This window comes from Streptomyces misionensis (genome assembly GCF_900104815.1).
In the GTDB taxonomy this organism is placed as follows: Bacteria; Actinomycetota; Actinomycetes; order Streptomycetales; family Streptomycetaceae; genus Streptomyces; species Streptomyces misionensis.
Window position 1 is genome coordinate 4,773,922 of the sequence record NZ_FNTD01000004.1, and the last position, 17,397, is coordinate 4,791,318.

Sequence of the window (17,397 nt, forward strand, 5' to 3'; positions counted from 1 at the left end):
GTCGGCCGGGGTGCGGGGGTGGGGCCTGCGAAGATCCAGCACCATGCGACTAGTAGTACAAAATGACAAAAATCGGGTACGGGGCGGTCGGAGCCGGTCGCGCGGGCGGGGCCTCGCCCTCGGCTGCGGCGCCGCGGTCCTCGCCTCCACCGCCCTCGTCACCGGCTGCTCCGACGCCGGTTCCCACGCCTCGCGCCCGGCCGCGGGCCAGGGCGGCGCCGCCGCCCACGCCCCGGACGCCCGCGCCGCCCGGGCCGCGGAACACGCCCGGCTGGTCGCCGCGGCCAAGAGGTGGGGCCTGGACGAGGTCCCGCTCACGCCCCCGCCGCCACCCGCGAAGAAGCCCCGCATCACCGCGCGCGCGGGCTTCGAGGTGGACCACCAGGAGGACTGGGACCTGCCCCCCGTCTTCACGACCGTCCCCACCACCGACAAGGTCGTCTTCCTCACCATCGACGACGGCTCGGAGAAGGACCCCCGGTTCCTGGAGATGATGCGGGACCTGAAGGTCCCCTACACCGCGTTCCTCAGCGACTACCTGGTCAAGGACGACTACGGCTACTTCCGCAAGGCCCAGTCCTACGGCAACTCCGTCAACAACCACACCCTGCACCACCCCTACCTGCCGGGGCTGTCCTACGACGAGCAGAGGCACGAGATCTGCGACATGCAGGACATCATGCGCAAGCAGTACGGCAAGCGCCCCACGCTCTTCCGCCCGCCCTACGGCAACTACAACCAGGACACCCTGGTCGCCGCCAAGTCCTGCGGCATCAAGTACGCGCCGATCTGGAACGAGGAGGTCTACGTCGACCACTGGGAGTTCCGCGAGGACGACCAGCAACTGCGCCGCGGCGACATCGTGCTCACCCACTTCCGGGGCCGCGGCGACTGGGACGGCACGATGGTCGACGACATGCGCCGCTTCCTCAACAAGGTCACCCGCGAGGGCTATGCCGTGGCCCGCCTGGAGGACTACCTGTGAGCCGGCCGGGGGACCCCAGGTGAGCCGACCGGGGGAGGGCCGGCGGGCGGTCCGCGAGCGGCGCGGCCCGGGCCGCGCCGCGGCCGGTGCCGTGGCGCTGTGCTCGCTGCTCCTGCTCGTGGGCTGCGCCCAGTCCGTCGACCCCATCGAACGGCTGGGCAGGAAGGCGGCCGAGGGCGTCCACCCGCACGCCCCCGCGTCCGTCCAGCCCTACCGCCGCTGGGGCCTGACCGCGCCGCTCGCCCGTCCCCCGGTGCCCGCAGCCCGCCCCCTCGCGGCGCGTACGGGCCCCACCCCGCTGCCCCCGGTCGTGGACCACGTCCCCACCCGCGACCGGGTCGTCTTCCTCACCTACGACGACGCCGGGCGGGACCCCGGCTTCACCGCCATGGTCCGCCAACTCCGACTCCCGGTGAGCCTGTTCGTCCCCGACGGCACCCGGCCGGACGACCTCGCCCGGCTCCGCGCCGCCGGCGCCGCCGTGGAGAACCGCGCCCCCGACCGCCCCCCGCTGGCCGGCAGGCCGTACACCGTCCAGCGCGCCGCGATCTGCGCCCGCCGGGACCGGCTGCGCGCCCGCCTCTTCCGCCCGCCCGGCGGCGCCTACGACCGCACCACCCGGCGCGCGGCGGCCGGCTGCGGCATCACCGTCCTCACCCTCTGGCGTGCCGCCCTGACCCCCGCCGGGCTGACCTACCCCCGGGGTCCCCGCCACCTCCGCCCCGGTGACATCGTCCGCGTCACCCCCGGGGCCCCCGCGTCCCGTCTCCTGCGCGGCCTCCAGCGGCGGAACCTGACGGTGGGCCGCCTGGAGGACTACCTGTAGAGGACCGGGTACGGCCGACGCGCCACGACGTCATTGGCACTCCGCTTGACCGAGTGCTAATCGCAGTCATAGTCTCGGGTCTGGCACTCCCCCCTGGAGAGTGCCAACAACGCGACGGGCAGGTCCGGCACCCGCGACGACGGATCGACCTGGTCGCCACCTCAGACAGTTAACCCCGTGAGATCTCCGAAGGGGGAGGTCGGATCGTGACGACCGCCAGCTCCAAGGTTGCCATCAAGCCGCTCGAGGACCGCATCGTGGTCCAGCCGCTGGACGCCGAGCAGACCACGGCCTCTGGCCTGGTCATCCCGGACACCGCGAAGGAGAAGCCCCAGGAGGGCGCCGTCCTCGCCGTGGGCCCGGGCCGGTTCGAGAACGGCGAGCGCCTGCCGCTCGACGTCAAGGTCGGCGACGTCGTCCTCTACAGCAAGTACGGCGGCACCGAGGTGAAGTACAGCGGCGAGGAGTACCTCGTCCTCTCGGCTCGCGACGTTCTCGCGATCATCGAGAAGTAATCACCCCGAGCAAACCTTTGCTTTGAGCTGCGCCCCTGGCCCCCGCGACCGATAACGAAGCCGGGCGCCCGGGGCGCAGTTCGTCTTTGTACCCACAGATTTCCGAGAGGGCTCCCGCTGTCATGGCGAAGATCCTGAAGTTCGACGAGGACGCCCGTCGCGCCCTTGAGCGCGGCGTCAACAAGCTGGCCGACACGGTCAAGGTGACGATCGGCCCCAAGGGTCGCAACGTCGTCATCGACAAGAAGTTCGGCGCCCCCACCATCACCAACGACGGCGTCACCATCGCCCGCGAGGTGGAGATCGAGGACCCGTACGAGAACCTCGGCGCGCAGCTGGTGAAGGAGGTGGCGACCAAGACCAACGACATCGCGGGCGACGGCACCACCACCGCCACCGTGCTCGCCCAGGCGCTGGTGCGCGAGGGCCTGAAGAACGTCGCCGCCGGTGCCTCCCCGGCCGCCCTGAAGAAGGGCATCGACGCCGCGGTGAAGGCCGTCTCCGACGACCTGCTCGCCACCGCCCGTCCGATCGACGAGAAGTCCGACATCGCCGCCGTGGCCGCGCTGTCCGCCCAGGACCAGCAGGTCGGCGAGCTGATCGCCGAGGCCATGGACAAGGTCGGCAAGGACGGTGTCATCACCGTCGAGGAGTCCAACACCTTCGGTCTGGAGCTGGACTTCACCGAGGGCATGGCCTTCGACAAGGGCTACCTGTCCCCGTACTTCGTGACCGACCAGGAGCGTATGGAGGCCGTCCTCGACGACCCGTACATCCTGATCAACCAGGGCAAGATCTCCGCCATCGCGGACCTGCTGCCGCTGCTGGAGAAGGTCATCCAGGCCGGCTCCTCCAAGCCGCTGCTGATCATCGCCGAGGACATCGAGGGCGAGGCCCTGTCGACCCTGGTCGTCAACAAGATCCGCGGCACCTTCAACGCCGTCGCGGTGAAGGCCCCCGGCTTCGGCGACCGCCGCAAGGCGATGCTCCAGGACATGGCCGTCCTCACCGGCGCCACCGTCATCTCCGAGGAGGTCGGCCTCAAGCTCGACCAGGTCGGCATCGACGTGCTCGGCTCCGCCCGCCGCGTCACCGTCACCAAGGACGACACCACGATCGTCGAGGGTGCCGGCAAGGCCGAGGACCTCAACGGCCGCGTCGCGCAGATCAAGGCCGAGATCGAGAACACCGACTCCGACTGGGACCGCGAGAAGCTCCAGGAGCGCCTCGCGAAGCTGGCCGGCGGCGTGTGCGTGATCAAGGTCGGCGCCGCCACCGAGGTGGAGCTGAAGGAGAAGAAGCACCGTCTGGAGGACGCCATCTCCGCGACCCGCGCCGCGGTCGAGGAGGGCATCGTCTCCGGTGGTGGCTCCGCGCTCGTCCACGCGTCCAAGGTCCTGGAGGGCAACCTCGACAAGACCGGCGACGAGGCCACCGGTGTCGCCGTGGTCCGCAACGCGGTCGTCGAGCCGCTGCGCTGGATCGGCGAGAACGCCGGCCAGGAGGGCTACGTCATCGTCTCCAAGGTCAAGGACCTCGACAAGGGCCAGGGCTACAACGCCGCCACCGGCGAGTACGGCGACCTGATCAAGGCCGGCGTCATCGACCCGGTCAAGGTCACCCGCTCCGCCCTGGAGAACGCCGCCTCCATCGCCTCCCTGCTGCTCACGACCGAGACCCTGGTCGTCGAGAAGAAGGAAGAGGAAGAGCCGGCCGCCGCCGCGGGTCACAGCCACGGCCACGCCCACTGACGCGAGACCGGTGAACTCCGGTAGTCGTCAGGTCACTTCGCCCCGTCGCTCCGCGGCGGGGCGAAGTGCTGCCCGGGGACGCCGGAGCAGGCCTTAGCCGGCCGGCCGCGAGCGGGCGCGGCCCCGTGCGGAGGCCGCCCAGCCGCTCACCGACACGGCACCGGTGGCGCATGCGAGGACACGCCAGGCGCCGGGGGTCCAGGCGAAGACCGCGTCCTGCCCGAAGCGGCGGCCCAGTGCGCGCGCCGCGGCATCGTCCAGGCCGACGACGGCGACGCTCTCCTCGCGGTGCGTACCGCCCGGGTCGCCGCCCTCCGCGGGCCACCAGCCGAGACCGAGGCGACGGAGCCGGCCGAGCAGCAGGCGGTGGGCGCGCGCGTTGGCGCCGGCGGACGCGGTACGGCCCCTCGGGTTCCAGGCGGTGATCACATGGACGGCCGCGCCGCCTGCCGCTTCCGGGAAGCGGCCCTCGGCCGTGCCGAAGGCGCGCGGCTCGACATGGACCGTTCGCCCGGGAAGGCGGATGTCGACGACCGCGGTCCGGTAGTGGTCCCAGACCGGGGACAGGACGGTCGCGCCGGTGACGTGCACAAGGGCCTCCTGAGGAAGAAGACCCCCTTACAGGTCGCGCAGGGAGATCGGTGGTCGTCCGCAAGATGCCATGATCGCGGCCCCGGTGCAAGAGGTGCCGGCCCGAGGTGTCACTGCTCCAACTCGTCCAGCGCGCCCAGCTGTTCCATCAGCCCCAGCTGGTCGTGCTGCCACCACAGCTCGGTAATCTTGCCGTCGGCGCCGAGGCGGAAGAAGGTCGTGCCGGTCATGGCGACGCGGCGGCCGGTGGGGGCGATGCCGAGGAACTCGCCGGTGTGGGTGGCGCGCCAGGTCCAGCGGGCGCAGGCGCGGTCGCCCTGGGCGAGGAGGTCCTCGACGGCGAACGCGGCGTCGAAGGCGGCGTGCCACATGCGGTGCTCGGCGCGGATGTTGTCCAGGCCGATGGTGTCCTGCGGGTTCATCGGGTCGTGGCTGTGCGCGTCCTCGTCCAGCAGGTCGTTGAGCGGGGGTGGCTCGCCGGGGGCCGTGAGCGTGGTGAAGAACCGCCGTACGGTGTCCTCGGCCGTCCCCTTGTCCCGCCGTACCGCGTCCAGGTCCGTCATGGCGCCGCCTCCGGCCTCGCTGGTCCCTCCATTTTCCCACCGGACCGCCGACGGCACCCGTTCGCGCGGGCCGCCTACCGCGGCCCGTACTTGCGGCCGGTGCGGGAGGTGACGCCGCCCAGCAGCCCGCGGGGGGTGACCTTCACCAGGCCCATCAGCGCCTTGTAGCGGGGGTCCGGGATGGACAGCGACTTGCCCCGGGCCAGGTCGGTGAGGGCTGCGGCGACCAGCTTGTCGGCGTCCAGCCACATCCAGCCCGGGATGTTGTCCGTGCCCATCCCGGCCCGCTGGTGGAACTCGGTGCGCACGAAACCCGGGCACAGGGCCATCAGCCGCACGCCGGTGCCGGCCAGGTCCCGCGCCGCGCCCTGGGTGAACTGCACGACCCACGCCTTGGAGGCGCCGTAGGTGCCGCGGGGCACGAAGGCGGCCACCGAGGCGACGTTGACGATGCCGCCCCGGCCCCGCTCGCGCATCGACTCGGCCGCCGCCGAGGTCAGCCGCAGCACCGCCTCGCAGTGCACCTTGAGCATCGTCAGCTCGTCCGCCATGGAGACCTCGAGATAACGGCCCTTGTTGCCGAAACCGGCGTTGTTGACCAGCAGGTCGACCGGGTTCCTGCGGTCGCCGAGCCGGTCGGCGACCGTCTCGATGCCCTTGTCCTCGGACAGGTCGGCGGCCAGCACCTCCGCCTCGATGCCGTGCCGGTCGTGCAGCTCGGTCGCCTGTTCGCGCAGCCTCCTGGTGTCGCGCGCCACCAGGACGAGGTCATGCCCGTCAGCCGCCAGCCGCCGCGCGAACGCGGCACCGATACCCGCGGTCGATCCCGTAATCAGAGCCGTTGTCATGACCCAAGCGTAGTGATTGCGGGCTTGCGGAGCACCGGCGTCCACCATGCGGTGACGGGCGCTCAGGGGGTCCGTGCCGCCACGTACTTCCGGGCCGCGGCCAGCGTCTCCGGGTGCAGGGCGTCGGCCGCTGCGAGCAGCCGGGGCAGCAGTTCCCGCTCCGTGGTGGTGGCGCGGAACTCCATCGCCGCGGTCACCCCGTGCCCGGGCCGGTGGACGATCTCGACCGGGTCGCCCGCGCGTATCTCGCCCGGCTCGATCACCCGGAGGTAGGCACCGGTCGCGCCCTTCCGGGTGAACCTCTTGACCCAGCCGCGTTCGCCCAGATGGCCCTGGAAGGTGCGGCACGGGATGCGGCCCGAGGTGACCTCCAGGATCACCGTCGCACCGATCCGCCAGCGCTCGCCGATCAGCGCCCCGGAGACGTCCAGGCCGCCGGTCGTGATGTTCTCCCCGAAGCAGCCGTTGGCCAGCGGACGGCCCAGCTCGCGCTCCCAGTGGTCCAGGTCCTCGCGCGCGAACGCGTACACCGCCTGGTCGTCACCGCCGTGGTGGCGCAGGTCGCACACCGCGTCCCCGGCCAGCCCGCTGCCGCCGGTGCCCTTGGGGCCCGGCGCCGACACCCGCACCGGGCCGGTCACCGGCCGCTTGTCGATGCCGGTGACGCCCTCCGCCTGGTCCGTGTACGGCACCGGGCGCGGCCGCCCGACGTTCACCGAGAGAAGCTCCATGGCGAAACCGTACGAGATCTTCCTCAAAGCGTCGAGCGATTATCCGGCGAGGCCCCCAAGCCTGCCTTATGCTTGAGGGGTGATCGAGGCCCGTCATCTCCGCGTCCTGCGCGCCGTCGCCACCACCGGCTCCTTCTCGGCCGCCGGGCGCGAGCTGGGCTGCACCCAGCCCGCCGTCAGCCAGCAGATGAAGGCCCTGGAGGTCTCGGTCGGCACCACCCTGCTGGTCCGCACCGGCCGCGAGATGCGGCTGACCCAGGCCGGCGAGGCCCTGGTCCGGCACGCCTCCGGCATCCTCGCCGGTCTCACCGCCGCCGAGGAGGAGGTCGCCGCCATCGCGGGCCTGCGGGCCGGCCGGGTCCGCCTGGTCTCCTTCCCGAGCGGCAGCTCCACCCTCGTCCCCACCGCCCTGGCCGCCCTGCGCGCCGCCCACCCCGGCACCCGGGTCTCCCTGGAGGAGGCCGAGCCCCCGCGCTCCGTCGAGCTGCTGCGCGAGGGCGACTGCGACCTCGCGCTGGCCTTCCGCTACGAGGGTGCGGCGGTCACCGAGGACTGGGACGACCTGGTCGTGCGTCCCCTGCTGACCGACCGCCTGGTGGCCCTGGTGCCCGAGCGGCACCGGCTCGCGGGCGCCCGGAGCGTCGCCATCGGGGAGCTGGCCGAGGAGCCCTGGATCGCGGGCTGCCCGCGCTGCCGGGGCCAGCTGGTGGAGGTCTGCGAAGGGGCCGGGTTCGCGCCGCGCATCGACTTCGCCACGGACGACTACCCGGCGGTGGCCGGCCTGGTGGGCGCGGGACTGGGCGTGGCCGTACTGCCGCAGCTGGCGGTGGAGTCGGTACGGCCGAGGGGGGTGCGCACGGTACGGCTGGAGCCGGCGGTGCGCCGGGAGATCGTCGCGCTCACCCTGCCTGACCTGGCGCAGGTGCCGGCGGTGGCGGCGACGCTGGAACAGCTGGGCCGCGCGGCCGGTCGCGCGGGGTAGCGCAAAAGAGGGGTCACAGAGTCGCGGGCACGCGTTCGGCGTGCCCGGCATGGAGTGGGGACATCAGCGCACCCGACGGGCCGCAGGTGCGATGCAGAAACGTTCCTTCACTGATCCTGGGCGGTATCGCCGCTGGTGGTCGAGGCCGCCACCAGGCGGTTGCGCGCCCGCCCCATCAACTCTTCGCGCTCATCCTCGGTCAGGCCGCCCCAGACGCCGTACGGCTCGCGCACGGCAAGCGCGTGCGCCGCGCACTCCGCACGGACCGGGCACCTCATGCAGACCTCCTTGGCCGAGTTCTCGCGAGCGCTCCGAGCCGCCCCGCGCTCGCCCTCCGGGTGGAAGAAGAGCGAGCTGTCCACCCCGCGACAAGCAGCCAGCAGCTGCCAGTCCCACAGGTCCGCGTTCGGTCCGGGAAGGCGGGAGAAATCTGCCATTACGTGACCCCTTGTAGCCGTTCTGGGCGGATACGGTGGCAACGACCGTACATCTCCGGTCTAAGGAGATGTAAATATGACTCATTGCGAATCTAGCCCCGAACACTACGAAACGGGAAGAAAAGCAGCTGAATGGGTCATAGGTTGTGATGAAAAGTTGAGGGTCCGTTGGGCATGTCTGCACCGTGTCGGTGCCCTCACGTAGAGTGCCGATGACGGTATGCAGCCCCGTAACTCTTTCGAGTGACCGTCGTTGAGAGTGCGGAGGCGGTTGAAGAAACAAGGGCTCGGGCAGGCGTCCGAGACGGTCGACCGCACAGGTGACGATTCCGTACCAGCCTGGAGGCTCAAGGTGACGCGCATCAGCTGCGGAGGGCGGTCATGACATCCGTCCTCGTCTGCGACGACTCCCCGCTTGCCCGAGAAGCGCTCCGCCGCGCGGTGGCGACCGTGCCCGGCGTCGAGCGTGTGACGACGGCGGCCAACGGCGAGGAAGTCCTCCGCCGCTGGGGCGCCGACCGCTCCGACCTCATTCTCATGGACGTCCGCATGCCCGGCCTGGGCGGCGTCGAGACCGTGCGCCGGCTGCTGTCCGCCGACCCGGGCGCCCGGATCATCATGCTCACCGTGGCCGAGGACCTCGACGGCGTGGCCCTCGCGGTCGCCGCCGGAGCCCGGGGCTACCTGCACAAGGACGCCTCGCGCGCCGAACTGCGGGCCACGGTGACGCAGGCCCTGGCCGACCCCACCTGGCGGCTGGCCCCGCGCCGGCTCCGCTCGGCCGAGATGGGCGCCGCGCCCACGCTCACCGCGCGGGAGATCCAGGTCCTGGAGGGCATGAGCCACGGCCGCTCCAACGCCGAGATCGGCCGCGAGCTGTTCCTCTCCGAGGACACCGTGAAGACCCACGCCCGGCGCCTGTTCAAGAAGCTCGGCGCCTCGGACCGCGCCCACGCGGTGGCCCTCGGCTTCCGCTGGGGCCTGGTCAGGTAGGCGACCCGGCAAGCCCCGCGCGGCAGGTCGCGCGGGGCCGGGCACCTTTCCCGGGGCGCGCCCGCGTGTTCTGCCGTGCCCGGATGACCGGCCGGGAGCGGAACCGTGGCCCGCGCCGTCCGGGCGTTCGGCGGACACACCGCGCGGCGGCGGAACCGGCCGCGTCGTGACGCACCGGCCGGAGGCTTCCCGCGCGCGGGAGCCGGTGACGGTGCCGCGATGCCGGTGCCGGCCCGTCGGCTTCCGTGCCGCCCGTGTACGGCGGCGAGCCCTGCCGGCTGCCCCGCGTCGGCGTCGGCGGTGGTGCCGGGACCCCGTCGGCCGACCCGCGTCGTACCGGTGCCGCGACCCTTTCGGCCGCCCGTGCCGGTACCGGTTTCCCGCACCCGTCGGCCTCCCCGGCGGGCCTCGGCGTCGGCCGAGGTCACCGCTCCGGAGCCGCCCGGTGGGCACCGCGTACGCTCCCGCCCACAGGGGTGTTCGACGGGTGCCGTGCGGCGGTGTGCGAGCCGGCCCACCGGACGGGCGCTGCTCGTTTCGGCGCGGATGCCGCATCCTTGAGGTGTGGAGTCTCTCGGGGACGAGTCGGTCGAGCGGAAGGGGAGGGCGCAGGGAATGAGTGCCGGCGCACCTGCTCATAACGCTTCGGTGCACAACCATCAGCACGATGCGACGGACCGGACGGCCACAAGGCACCATGGACCGATGCGCGACGACGAGGCGGGCACGGCCCAGGGGTCGATCGGTGCGCTCGTGCTTCGCGCCGTCGACGGGGACGAGCAGGCCACCCACGATCTGCTCGCGCACGTCCACCCGCTGGCGCTGCGCTACTGCCGCACCCGGCTGTCCCGGCTGCCCGGCGACGCGCGCCACTTCGTGGAGGACCTCGCCCAGGAGGTCTGTGTGGCGGTGCTGCTCGCGCTGCCCCGCTACCGCGACACCGGCCGGCCCTTCGAGGCGTTCGTCTTCGCCATCGCCTCCCACAAGGTCGCCGACCTCCAGCGCGCCGCCATGCGCCACCCGGGTTCCACGGCGGTGCCCTCCGACGAGATGCCGGAGCGGCCGGACGACTCGCTCGGCCCGGAGGAGCGCGCCCTGCTCAGCAGCGATGCCGAGTGGGCCAAGAAACTGCTCGCCAACCTGCCCGAGAACCAGCGCGAACTGCTGCTGCTGCGCATCGCGGTGGGCCTCACGGCGGAGGAGACGGGGCAGATGTTGGGAATGTCACCCGGAGCGGTCCGGGTCGCCCAGCATCGGGCGCTGAGCCGGCTGCGGGCGCTGGCCGAGCAGTGACGGGAACCTCGCGGTAACACCGTATGAACATACGAAGCCGAAGGTGATCTTCCGCCGTGGAATTTGCTGGCCGCGCTTCCCGTTAGCATGGACATCCGCACCGATCAAGGCCATTTGGGGAAGGTGTCATGACTGCCAACGTCGACGGAGTGCCCGGTAAATTCGCGACACTCGGGCTGACCTACGACGACGTGCTGCTGCTGCCGGGCGCCTCCGAGGTGCTCCCCAACGCGGTCGACACCTCGTCCCACATCTCACGCAACGTCCGCGTCAACATCCCGCTGCTGTCGGCGGCGATGGACAAGGTGACCGAGTCGCGCATGGCGATCGCCATGGCCCGCCTCGGCGGCGTCGGCGTGCTGCACCGCAACCTGTCCGTCGAGGACCAGGTGAACCAGGTGGACCTGGTGAAGCGGTCAGAGTCCGGCATGGTCACCGACCCGATCACGGTGCACCCCGAGGCCACCCTCGCCGAGGCCGACGCCCTGTGCGCCAAGTTCCGCATCAGCGGTGTCCCGGTCACCGACCCGGCCGGCCGGCTGCTGGGCATCGTCACCAACCGTGACATGGCCTTCGAGAGCGACCGCACGCGCCAGGTGCACGAGGTCATGACCCCGATGCCGCTGGTCACGGGCAAGGTCGGCATCTCCGGCCCCGAGGCCATGCAGCTGCTGCGCAAGCACAAGATCGAGAAGCTGCCGCTGGTCGACGACGAGGGCGTCCTCAAGGGTCTGATCACCGTCAAGGACTTCGTCAAGGCCGAGAAGTACCCGAACGCCGCCAAGGACGCCGAGGGCCGCCTGCTCGTCGGTGCCGCCGTGGGCGCCAGCCCCGAGGCGCTGGAGCGCGCCCAGGCGCTCGCCGAGGCCGGCGCGGACTTCCTGGTCGTCGACACCTCGCACGGCCACAACAGCAACGCCCTCAGCTGGATGGCGAAGATCAAGTCCGCCGTCGACGTGGACGTGATCGGCGGCAACGTCGCCACGCGCGACGGCGCCCAGGCGCTCATCGACGCCGGTGTCGACGGCATCAAGGTGGGCGTCGGCCCGGGCTCGATCTGCACCACGCGCGTGGTCGCCGGCATCGGCGTCCCGCAGGTCACCGCCATCTACGAGGCGTCCCTCGCCGCCCGTCCGGCGGGCATCCCGCTGATCGGCGACGGCGGCCTGCAGTACTCGGGCGACATCGGCAAGGCCCTCGCCGCCGGTGCCGACACGGTGATGCTGGGCAGCCTCCTCGCGGGCTGCGAGGAGTCGCCGGGTGAGCTGCTGTTCATCAACGGCAAGCAGTTCAAGTCGTACCGCGGCATGGGCTCGCTGGGCGCCATGCAGTCCCGCGGCCAGGCCAGGTCCTACTCCAAGGACCGCTACTTCCAGGCCGAGGTGGCGTCCGACGACAAGCTCGTGCCCGAGGGCGTCGAGGGCCAGGTGCCCTACCGCGGCCCGCTGTCCAACGTGCTGCACCAGCTCGTCGGCGGCCTGCGCCAGACCATGGGTTACGTGGGCGCCGCCACCATCGCGGAGATGGAGTCCAAGGGCCGCTTCGTGCGGATCACCTCGGCGGGCCTCAAGGAGAGCCACCCGCACGACATCCAGATGACGGTCGAGGCGCCGAACTACAGCGCCAAGTAACCACCAGCCCGCACCGAAGGCGGCCCCGGGACATCCGGGGCCGCCTTTGTCGTACCCGTCGGCGATACTGGAAGGCGCTGAAACGCATCAGGGAAAGGCCACAGACGTGACTGAGATCGAGATCGGGCGCGGCAAGCGCGGCCGCCGGGCGTACGCCTTCGACGACATCGCCGTCGTCCCCAGCCGCCGTACGCGGGACCCGAAGGAGGTCTCGATCGCCTGGCAGATCGACGCCTACCGCTTCGAGCTGCCCTTCCTGGCCGCCCCCATGGACTCCGTGGTCTCCCCGGCCACGGCGATCCGCATCGGCGAGCTGGGCGGCCTCGGCGTCCTCAACCTCGAGGGCCTGTGGACCCGGTACGAGGACCCGCAGCCGCTGCTGGACGAGATCGCCGAGCTGCCGGCCGAGCGCGCCACCCGCCGCCTCCAGGAGATCTACGCGGCGCCCATCAAGGAGGAGCTGATCGGCGCCCGCATCAAGGAGGTGCGCGACTCCGGCGTGGTCACGGCGGCCGCGCTCTCCCCGCAGCGCACCGCCCAGTTCTCCAAGGCGGTCGTGGACGCCGGCGTGGACATCTTCGTCATCCGCGGCACCACGGTCTCCGCGGAGCACGTCTCGTCCTCGCACGAGCCGCTGAACCTGAAGCAGTTCATCTACGAGCTGGACGTCCCGGTGATCGTCGGCGGCTGCGCCACCTACACCGCCGCGCTGCACCTGATGCGCACCGGCGCGGCCGGTGTGCTGGTCGGCTTCGGCGGCGGCGCCGCGCACACCACGCGCAACGTGCTGGGCATCCAGGTCCCGATGGCCACGGCCGTCGCGGACGTGGCCGCGGCCCGCCGCGACTACATGGACGAGTCCGGCGGCCGGTACGTGCACGTCATCGCGGACGGCGGCGTCGGCTGGTCCGGCGACCTGCCCAAGGCGATCGCCTGCGGCGCCGACGCGGTGATGATGGGCTCCCCGCTGGCCCGCGCCACGGACGCGCCCGGCAAGGGCCACCACTGGGGCATGGAGGCGGTCAACGAGGAGCTGCCCCGCGGCAAGAAGGTCGACCTCGGCACCGTCGGCACCATCGAGGAGGTGCTCACCGGCCCGTCCCACACCCCGGACGGCTCGATGAACCTCTTCGGCGCCCTGCGCCGCGCGATGGCCACCACCGGCTACAGCGAGCTCAAGGAGTTCCAGCGGGTCGAGGTGACGGTCGCGGACAGCCAGCACAAGCGCTGACCCGGCGCCGCACGGCTCCGTACGATGGCAGGGGCCCGGTCACCGACGCGGTGGCCGGGCCCCTGCCGTGCGTCCTACAGCGCGGACTTCTTGGCGGCCGAGAACGAGGCGAAGCCGGCGATGGCGAAGAAGACGAAGGTGAGCAGGTCGGCGTCCTCCTTCCAGGCCCTCTGGACCACGTCGAAGTGGTCGAAGAAGACCTGGGAGAAGCCGAGGCCGGTCTCCTTGGCCCCGATCATGGCCTCGCCCACCAGCTGGCCGAAGTAGACCGCGACGAGCGCCAGCACCACGGAGGCGACCGGCAGGACGGGGTTGCGGCCGCCCGCCTTGCCCGCGGCGAGGCCGATGACGAAGCCGACGCCCACGGCCGCGTAGCCGATCTCGTGCTTGGTGGCGCCGATGACGGCGCCGTAGAGCGCGGCGGCGACCACGGCGGCGACGGCCGCGGCGACCAGGCCGACGACCAGGTTGTCGCGGACCGGCGCGGGCGCGGCGGGGGCGGCCGGCCCGGCGGGCGGCGCCATCGGCGCGGCGCCCGGGACACCCGGCTGCGGCGGGTACGGGGCGCCGGCCGGGGCCTGCTGCGCGTACGGGTTGGCGTCGACCGGGCCGGGCTGCGGCTGCGGCGGTGGTGCTGACTGGCTCATGACAGGAATCCCCCCGTGCTGTGGCACAACTGGATGAAGTGAGGTGTCGACCGGCTCGCACTCGGGTGCGGCGAGTCCGGGGGAGATTAGCAGGCGGGGATGACAACGCCGGGGTTGTTTTCCTGTCGTGACCCGGCCTCAGAGCCGGTGCGCGGCTCCCGTGGGGGTGGCTCCCCGGGTGTCCAGCAGGAGTTGGGCCTTCACGGACAGGCCCTGGAGGTCGTAGGTGCGGTGCTGCTGGAGCAGGATCGTCAGGTCGGCGCCGGCGGCGGCCTCGTAGAGCGAGTCCACGCGCGGGACCGGGCGGTCCAGGACGCTCCAGGCGGGCACGTAGGGGTCGTGGTAGCTCACGGACGCGCCCAGCTCCATCAGGCGCACGGCGATCTCGCGCGCGGGCGCGCCCTGCTGGTCGGCGAGGTCCGCCTTGTAGGTCACGCCGAGCAGCAGCACCCGCGCGCCCCGGGCGGACTTGCCGTGCTCGTTGAGCAGGGTGGCGGCGCGCTGGACGACATAGCCGGGCATCCGGTTGTTGACCTGCTGGGCCAGTTCCACCATGCGCAGGGCGCGGCTCGCCCGGCCGGTCAGGTCCTGCGGGGCGGCGTGCCCGCCGACGCCGGGCCCCGGCCGGAACGCCTGGAAGCCGAACGGCTTGGTCTCCGCGCAGCGGATGACGTCCCACAGGTCGACGCCGAGTTCGTGGCAGAGCACGGCCATCTCGTTGACCAGCGCGATGTTGACGTGCCGGAAGTTGGTCTCCAGCAGCTGGACCGCCTCGGCCTCGCGCAGCCCGCGCGCGCGGACCACCTTGTCGGTGAGCCGGCCGTAGAAGGCGGCGGCCGACTCGGTGCAGGCCGGGGTGAGGCCCCCGATGACCTTGGGGGTGCCGGCGGGGGTGTGCGCGCGGTTGCCGGGGTCGACCCGGCTGGGGGAGTAGGCGAGGTGGAAGTCGCGGCCCGCACGCAGCCCGGAGCCCTCTTCGAGCAGCGGGCGCAGGAACTCCTCGGTGGTCCCCGGCGGCACGGGGGACTCCAGGATGACCGTGGTGTGCGGGCGCAGCCGTTCGGCCAGGGCGCGGGCTGCGGCCTCGACCTGGCCGAGGTCCGGGCCACCGTCGGCGCCGCGCGGGGTCGGCGCGCAGATCACCGCGGTGCGCACCCGGCCGAGCTGGGCCGGGTCGGTGGCGCGCCGGAACCCGGACGCGTGCATCCGGCGCAGCTCGGCCGGGCTCAGCGGCCCCGCCTCGGGGCCGGTGGCATAGCCGAGGGTGGAGATGCCGGCGGCCACCGCGGCCTGGGCCAGCGGCAAACCGTAGGGGCCGAGTCCGATGACGGCGAGGTCTGCGGGCATGGCGTGGGCCGTCCTTCCCAATAACCGAAGCGGAACGGATGCGCAACCGCTGTGGACGAGATGAGCGAGCGCACTGTCACACTAGGAGTAAATATGACCGTTATGTGGGATTCTGTTCGTGTGTCTTCCCGGGGTTGCGCCCCAGTTGTCCACAGGCCGCGGGCGCGTGGTGGCCGAAGTCGGGCAAGCCGGTCAGAATTTGGGCAGGAGGTGGGGGTGATCCGGGCTTCGCCCACCGGGTGCGGCCGACGCGAGCGAGGCAGCGACAGCGGGAGGCAGCGGTGAGGACAGGGACTCTGGGACCGGCGCAGCGCGCCGAGGCACTGGCGGCCATGGCCGAGCGCGAGCTGGACGTACTGGTGATCGGCGGTGGCGTGGTCGGTGCGGGCACCGCGCTGGACGCCGTCACTCGCGGCCTGTCCACCGGTCTGGTCGAGGCGCGGGACTGGGCCTCCGGCACCTCCAGCCGGTCCAGCAAGCTCATACACGGCGGTCTGCGCTATCTGGAGATGCTCGACTTCGCCCTGGTCCGCGAGGCGCTGAAGGAGCGCGGCCTGCTCCTGGAGCGGCTCGCCCCGCACCTGGTCAAACCGGTGCCGTTCCTCTACCCGTTGCAGCACCGCGGCTGGGAGCGGCTGTACGCGGGCTCCGGCGTCGCGCTCTACGACGCGATGTCCATGGCCCGCGGGCACGGCCGGGGACTGCCCGTGCACCGCCACCTGAGCCGCCGTCACGCCCTGCGGGTGGCGCCCTGCCTGCGCAAGGACGCCCTCGTCGGCGCCCTCCAGTACTACGACGCCCAGGTGGACGACGCCCGCTTCGTGGTCACGCTGGTGCGCACGGCGGCGTCGTACGGCGCGAAGGTGGCCAACCGGGCGCGCGTCACCGGCTTCCTGCGCGAGGGCGAGCGGGTCGTCGGCGCCCGGGTGCGGGACGTGGAGGGCGGCGGGGAGTACGAGGTCCGCGCCCGGCAGATCGTCAACGCCACCGGTGTGTGGACCGACGACACCCAGGGCATGGTGGGCGAGCGCGGCCAGTTCCACGTGCGCGCCTCCAAGGGCATCCACCTGGTCGTGCCGAAGGACCGCATCCACTCCACCACCGGGCTGATCCTGCGCACCGAGAAGTCCGTGCTCTTCGTCATCCCCTGGGGCCGGCACTGGATCGTCGGCACCACCGACACCGACTGGGACCTCGACAAGGCCCACCCGGCCGCCTCCAGCGCCGACATCGACTACCTGCTGGAACACGTCAACTCGGTGCTGGCCGTGCCGCTCGGCCGCGACGACGTGCAGGGGGTGTACGCGGGGCTGCGTCCGCTGCTGGCCGGCGAGTCCGACGCCACCAGCAAGCTGTCCCGCGAACACACGGTGGCCCACCCGGCGCCGGGCCTGGTGGTCGTGGCCGGCGGCAAGTACACCACCTACCGGGTGATGGCCAAGGACGCCGTCGACGAGGCGGTGCACGGCCTGGACCAGCGGGTCGCCGACTGCGTGACCGAGGAGACCCCGCTGCTGGGCGCGGAGGGCTACCAGGCGCTGTGGAACGCGCGGGCCCGCATCGCCGCCCGCACCGGACTGCACGTGGTCCGGGTGGAACACCTGCTGAACCGGTACGGCTCGATGGCCGAGGAGATCTTCGACCTCATATCCGCGGACCCCGCGCTCGGCGCACCGCTGCGCGCCGCCGACGACTATCTGCGCGCCGAGGTGGTGTACGCCGCCTCGCACGAGGGCGCCCGGCACCTGGACGACGTCCTCACCCGGCGCACCCGCATCTCCATCGAGACCTTCGACCGGGGCACCCGCAGCGCCCGCGAGGCGGCCGAGCTGATGGCGCCGGTCCTGGGGTGGGACGAGGACCGGATCGCCCGCGAGGTCGAGCACTACGAGAAGCGCGTGGAGGCCGAGCGGGAGTCCCAGCTCCAGCCCGACGACCTCACGGCGGACGCGGCGCGGCTCGGGGCGCCGGACATCGTGCCGCTCACCTGACCGCGAACGCCCGACAGCGGGCCCGGGGCGGTGGT

Annotated in this window: 17 protein-coding genes; 10 read left to right on the forward strand and 7 right to left on the reverse strand. The window is 72.2% G+C overall.

All coding sequences use genetic code 11. The features are described from left to right. Positions 1-43 precede the first annotated feature (43 nt). The 4 genes from BLW85_RS23475 to groL all read left to right on the forward strand — a co-directional run bounded on the left by BLW85_RS23475 (position 44) and on the right by groL (position 4,077). Positions 44-985, forward strand: coding sequence for a polysaccharide deacetylase family protein (locus BLW85_RS23475; protein WP_074993025.1), 942 nt, complete (start codon positions 44-46; stop codon positions 983-985). A gap of 19 nt (positions 986-1,004) precedes the next feature. Further along, positions 1,005-1,811 carry a polysaccharide deacetylase family protein gene (locus BLW85_RS23480; protein ID WP_425275343.1) on the forward strand — a complete coding sequence of 269 codons (807 nt, stop codon included), beginning with the start codon at positions 1,005-1,007 and terminating at the stop codon, positions 1,809-1,811. A gap of 206 nt (positions 1,812-2,017) precedes the next feature. Then, positions 2,018-2,326, forward strand: a complete 309-nt coding sequence (groES, locus tag BLW85_RS23485; protein WP_070026284.1) for a co-chaperone GroES — start codon at positions 2,018-2,020, stop codon at positions 2,324-2,326. A gap of 122 nt (positions 2,327-2,448) precedes the next feature. Next, a complete protein-coding gene (groL, locus tag BLW85_RS23490) occupies positions 2,449-4,077 on the forward strand; it encodes a chaperonin GroEL (RefSeq protein WP_070026283.1) in 1,629 nt (542 codons plus the stop codon). 93 nt (positions 4,078-4,170) lie between these two features. Here groL and BLW85_RS23495 read toward each other — a convergent pair whose 3' ends face one another. The 4 genes from BLW85_RS23495 to BLW85_RS23510 form a co-directional block, all read right to left on the reverse strand. Next, positions 4,171-4,668 carry a DUF3293 domain-containing protein gene (locus BLW85_RS23495; RefSeq protein WP_074993026.1) on the reverse strand — a complete coding sequence of 166 codons (498 nt, stop codon included), beginning with the start codon at positions 4,666-4,668 and terminating at the stop codon, positions 4,171-4,173. Between the two features lie 110 nt (positions 4,669-4,778). After that, positions 4,779-5,231, reverse strand: a complete 453-nt coding sequence (locus tag BLW85_RS23500; protein WP_079172397.1) for an ester cyclase — start codon at positions 5,229-5,231, stop codon at positions 4,779-4,781. A gap of 74 nt (positions 5,232-5,305) precedes the next feature. After that, on the reverse strand, positions 5,306-6,079 hold the full coding sequence (locus BLW85_RS23505; RefSeq protein WP_070026281.1) for an SDR family NAD(P)-dependent oxidoreductase: 774 nt from the start codon (positions 6,077-6,079) through the stop codon (positions 5,306-5,308). Positions 6,080-6,141: 62 nt separating this feature from the next. After that, positions 6,142-6,810: an MOSC domain-containing protein gene (locus BLW85_RS23510; RefSeq protein ID WP_070026280.1), complete on the reverse strand. Its 669-nt coding sequence runs from the start codon at positions 6,808-6,810 to the stop codon at positions 6,142-6,144. A 79-nt stretch (positions 6,811-6,889) separates the two neighbouring features. Between BLW85_RS23510 and BLW85_RS23515 the strand changes: the two genes are divergently transcribed. After that, positions 6,890-7,792 (forward strand): LysR family transcriptional regulator, encoded by a 903-nt coding sequence (locus tag BLW85_RS23515; RefSeq protein ID WP_074993027.1) that lies wholly within the window; start codon positions 6,890-6,892, stop codon positions 7,790-7,792. 107 nt (positions 7,793-7,899) lie between these two features. Here BLW85_RS23515 and BLW85_RS23520 read toward each other — a convergent pair whose 3' ends face one another. After that, positions 7,900-8,229, reverse strand: coding sequence for a WhiB family transcriptional regulator (locus BLW85_RS23520; protein ID WP_070026278.1), 330 nt, complete (start codon positions 8,227-8,229; stop codon positions 7,900-7,902). A 381-nt stretch (positions 8,230-8,610) separates the two neighbouring features. Here BLW85_RS23520 and BLW85_RS23525 point away from each other — a divergent pair, with 381 nt between their 5' ends. The 4 genes from BLW85_RS23525 (at position 8,611) to BLW85_RS23540 (ending at position 13,377) form a co-directional block, all read left to right on the forward strand. After that, on the forward strand, positions 8,611-9,222 hold the full coding sequence (locus BLW85_RS23525) for a response regulator transcription factor (RefSeq protein ID WP_003948568.1): 612 nt from the start codon (positions 8,611-8,613) through the stop codon (positions 9,220-9,222). Positions 9,223-9,927: 705 nt separating this feature from the next. Next, positions 9,928-10,515, forward strand: coding sequence for a sigma-70 family RNA polymerase sigma factor (locus tag BLW85_RS23530; RefSeq protein ID WP_070026277.1), 588 nt, complete (start codon positions 9,928-9,930; stop codon positions 10,513-10,515). A 128-nt stretch (positions 10,516-10,643) separates the two neighbouring features. Continuing rightward, a complete protein-coding gene (gene guaB, locus BLW85_RS23535) occupies positions 10,644-12,146 on the forward strand; it encodes an IMP dehydrogenase (protein ID WP_070026276.1) in 1,503 nt (500 codons plus the stop codon). A 106-nt stretch (positions 12,147-12,252) separates the two neighbouring features. Further along, complete coding sequence (locus tag BLW85_RS23540) at positions 12,253-13,377, forward strand: GuaB3 family IMP dehydrogenase-related protein (protein WP_070026275.1); 1,125 nt, start codon at positions 12,253-12,255, stop codon at positions 13,375-13,377. A gap of 74 nt (positions 13,378-13,451) precedes the next feature. Here the strand turns inward: BLW85_RS23540 and BLW85_RS23545 are convergent, their stop codons facing one another. Continuing rightward, positions 13,452-14,024, reverse strand: a complete 573-nt coding sequence (locus tag BLW85_RS23545; protein WP_074993028.1) for a hypothetical protein — start codon at positions 14,022-14,024, stop codon at positions 13,452-13,454. Positions 14,025-14,162: 138 nt separating this feature from the next. Continuing rightward, positions 14,163-15,371 carry a nucleotide sugar dehydrogenase gene (locus tag BLW85_RS23550; RefSeq protein ID WP_070026272.1) on the reverse strand — a complete coding sequence of 403 codons (1,209 nt, stop codon included), beginning with the start codon at positions 15,369-15,371 and terminating at the stop codon, positions 14,163-14,165. A gap of 281 nt (positions 15,372-15,652) precedes the next feature. Here BLW85_RS23550 and BLW85_RS23555 point away from each other — a divergent pair, with 281 nt between their 5' ends. Continuing rightward, positions 15,653-17,362, forward strand: a complete 1,710-nt coding sequence (locus BLW85_RS23555) for a glycerol-3-phosphate dehydrogenase/oxidase (RefSeq protein ID WP_071828687.1) — start codon at positions 15,653-15,655, stop codon at positions 17,360-17,362. The last annotated feature ends 35 nt before the right edge of the window (positions 17,363-17,397 follow it).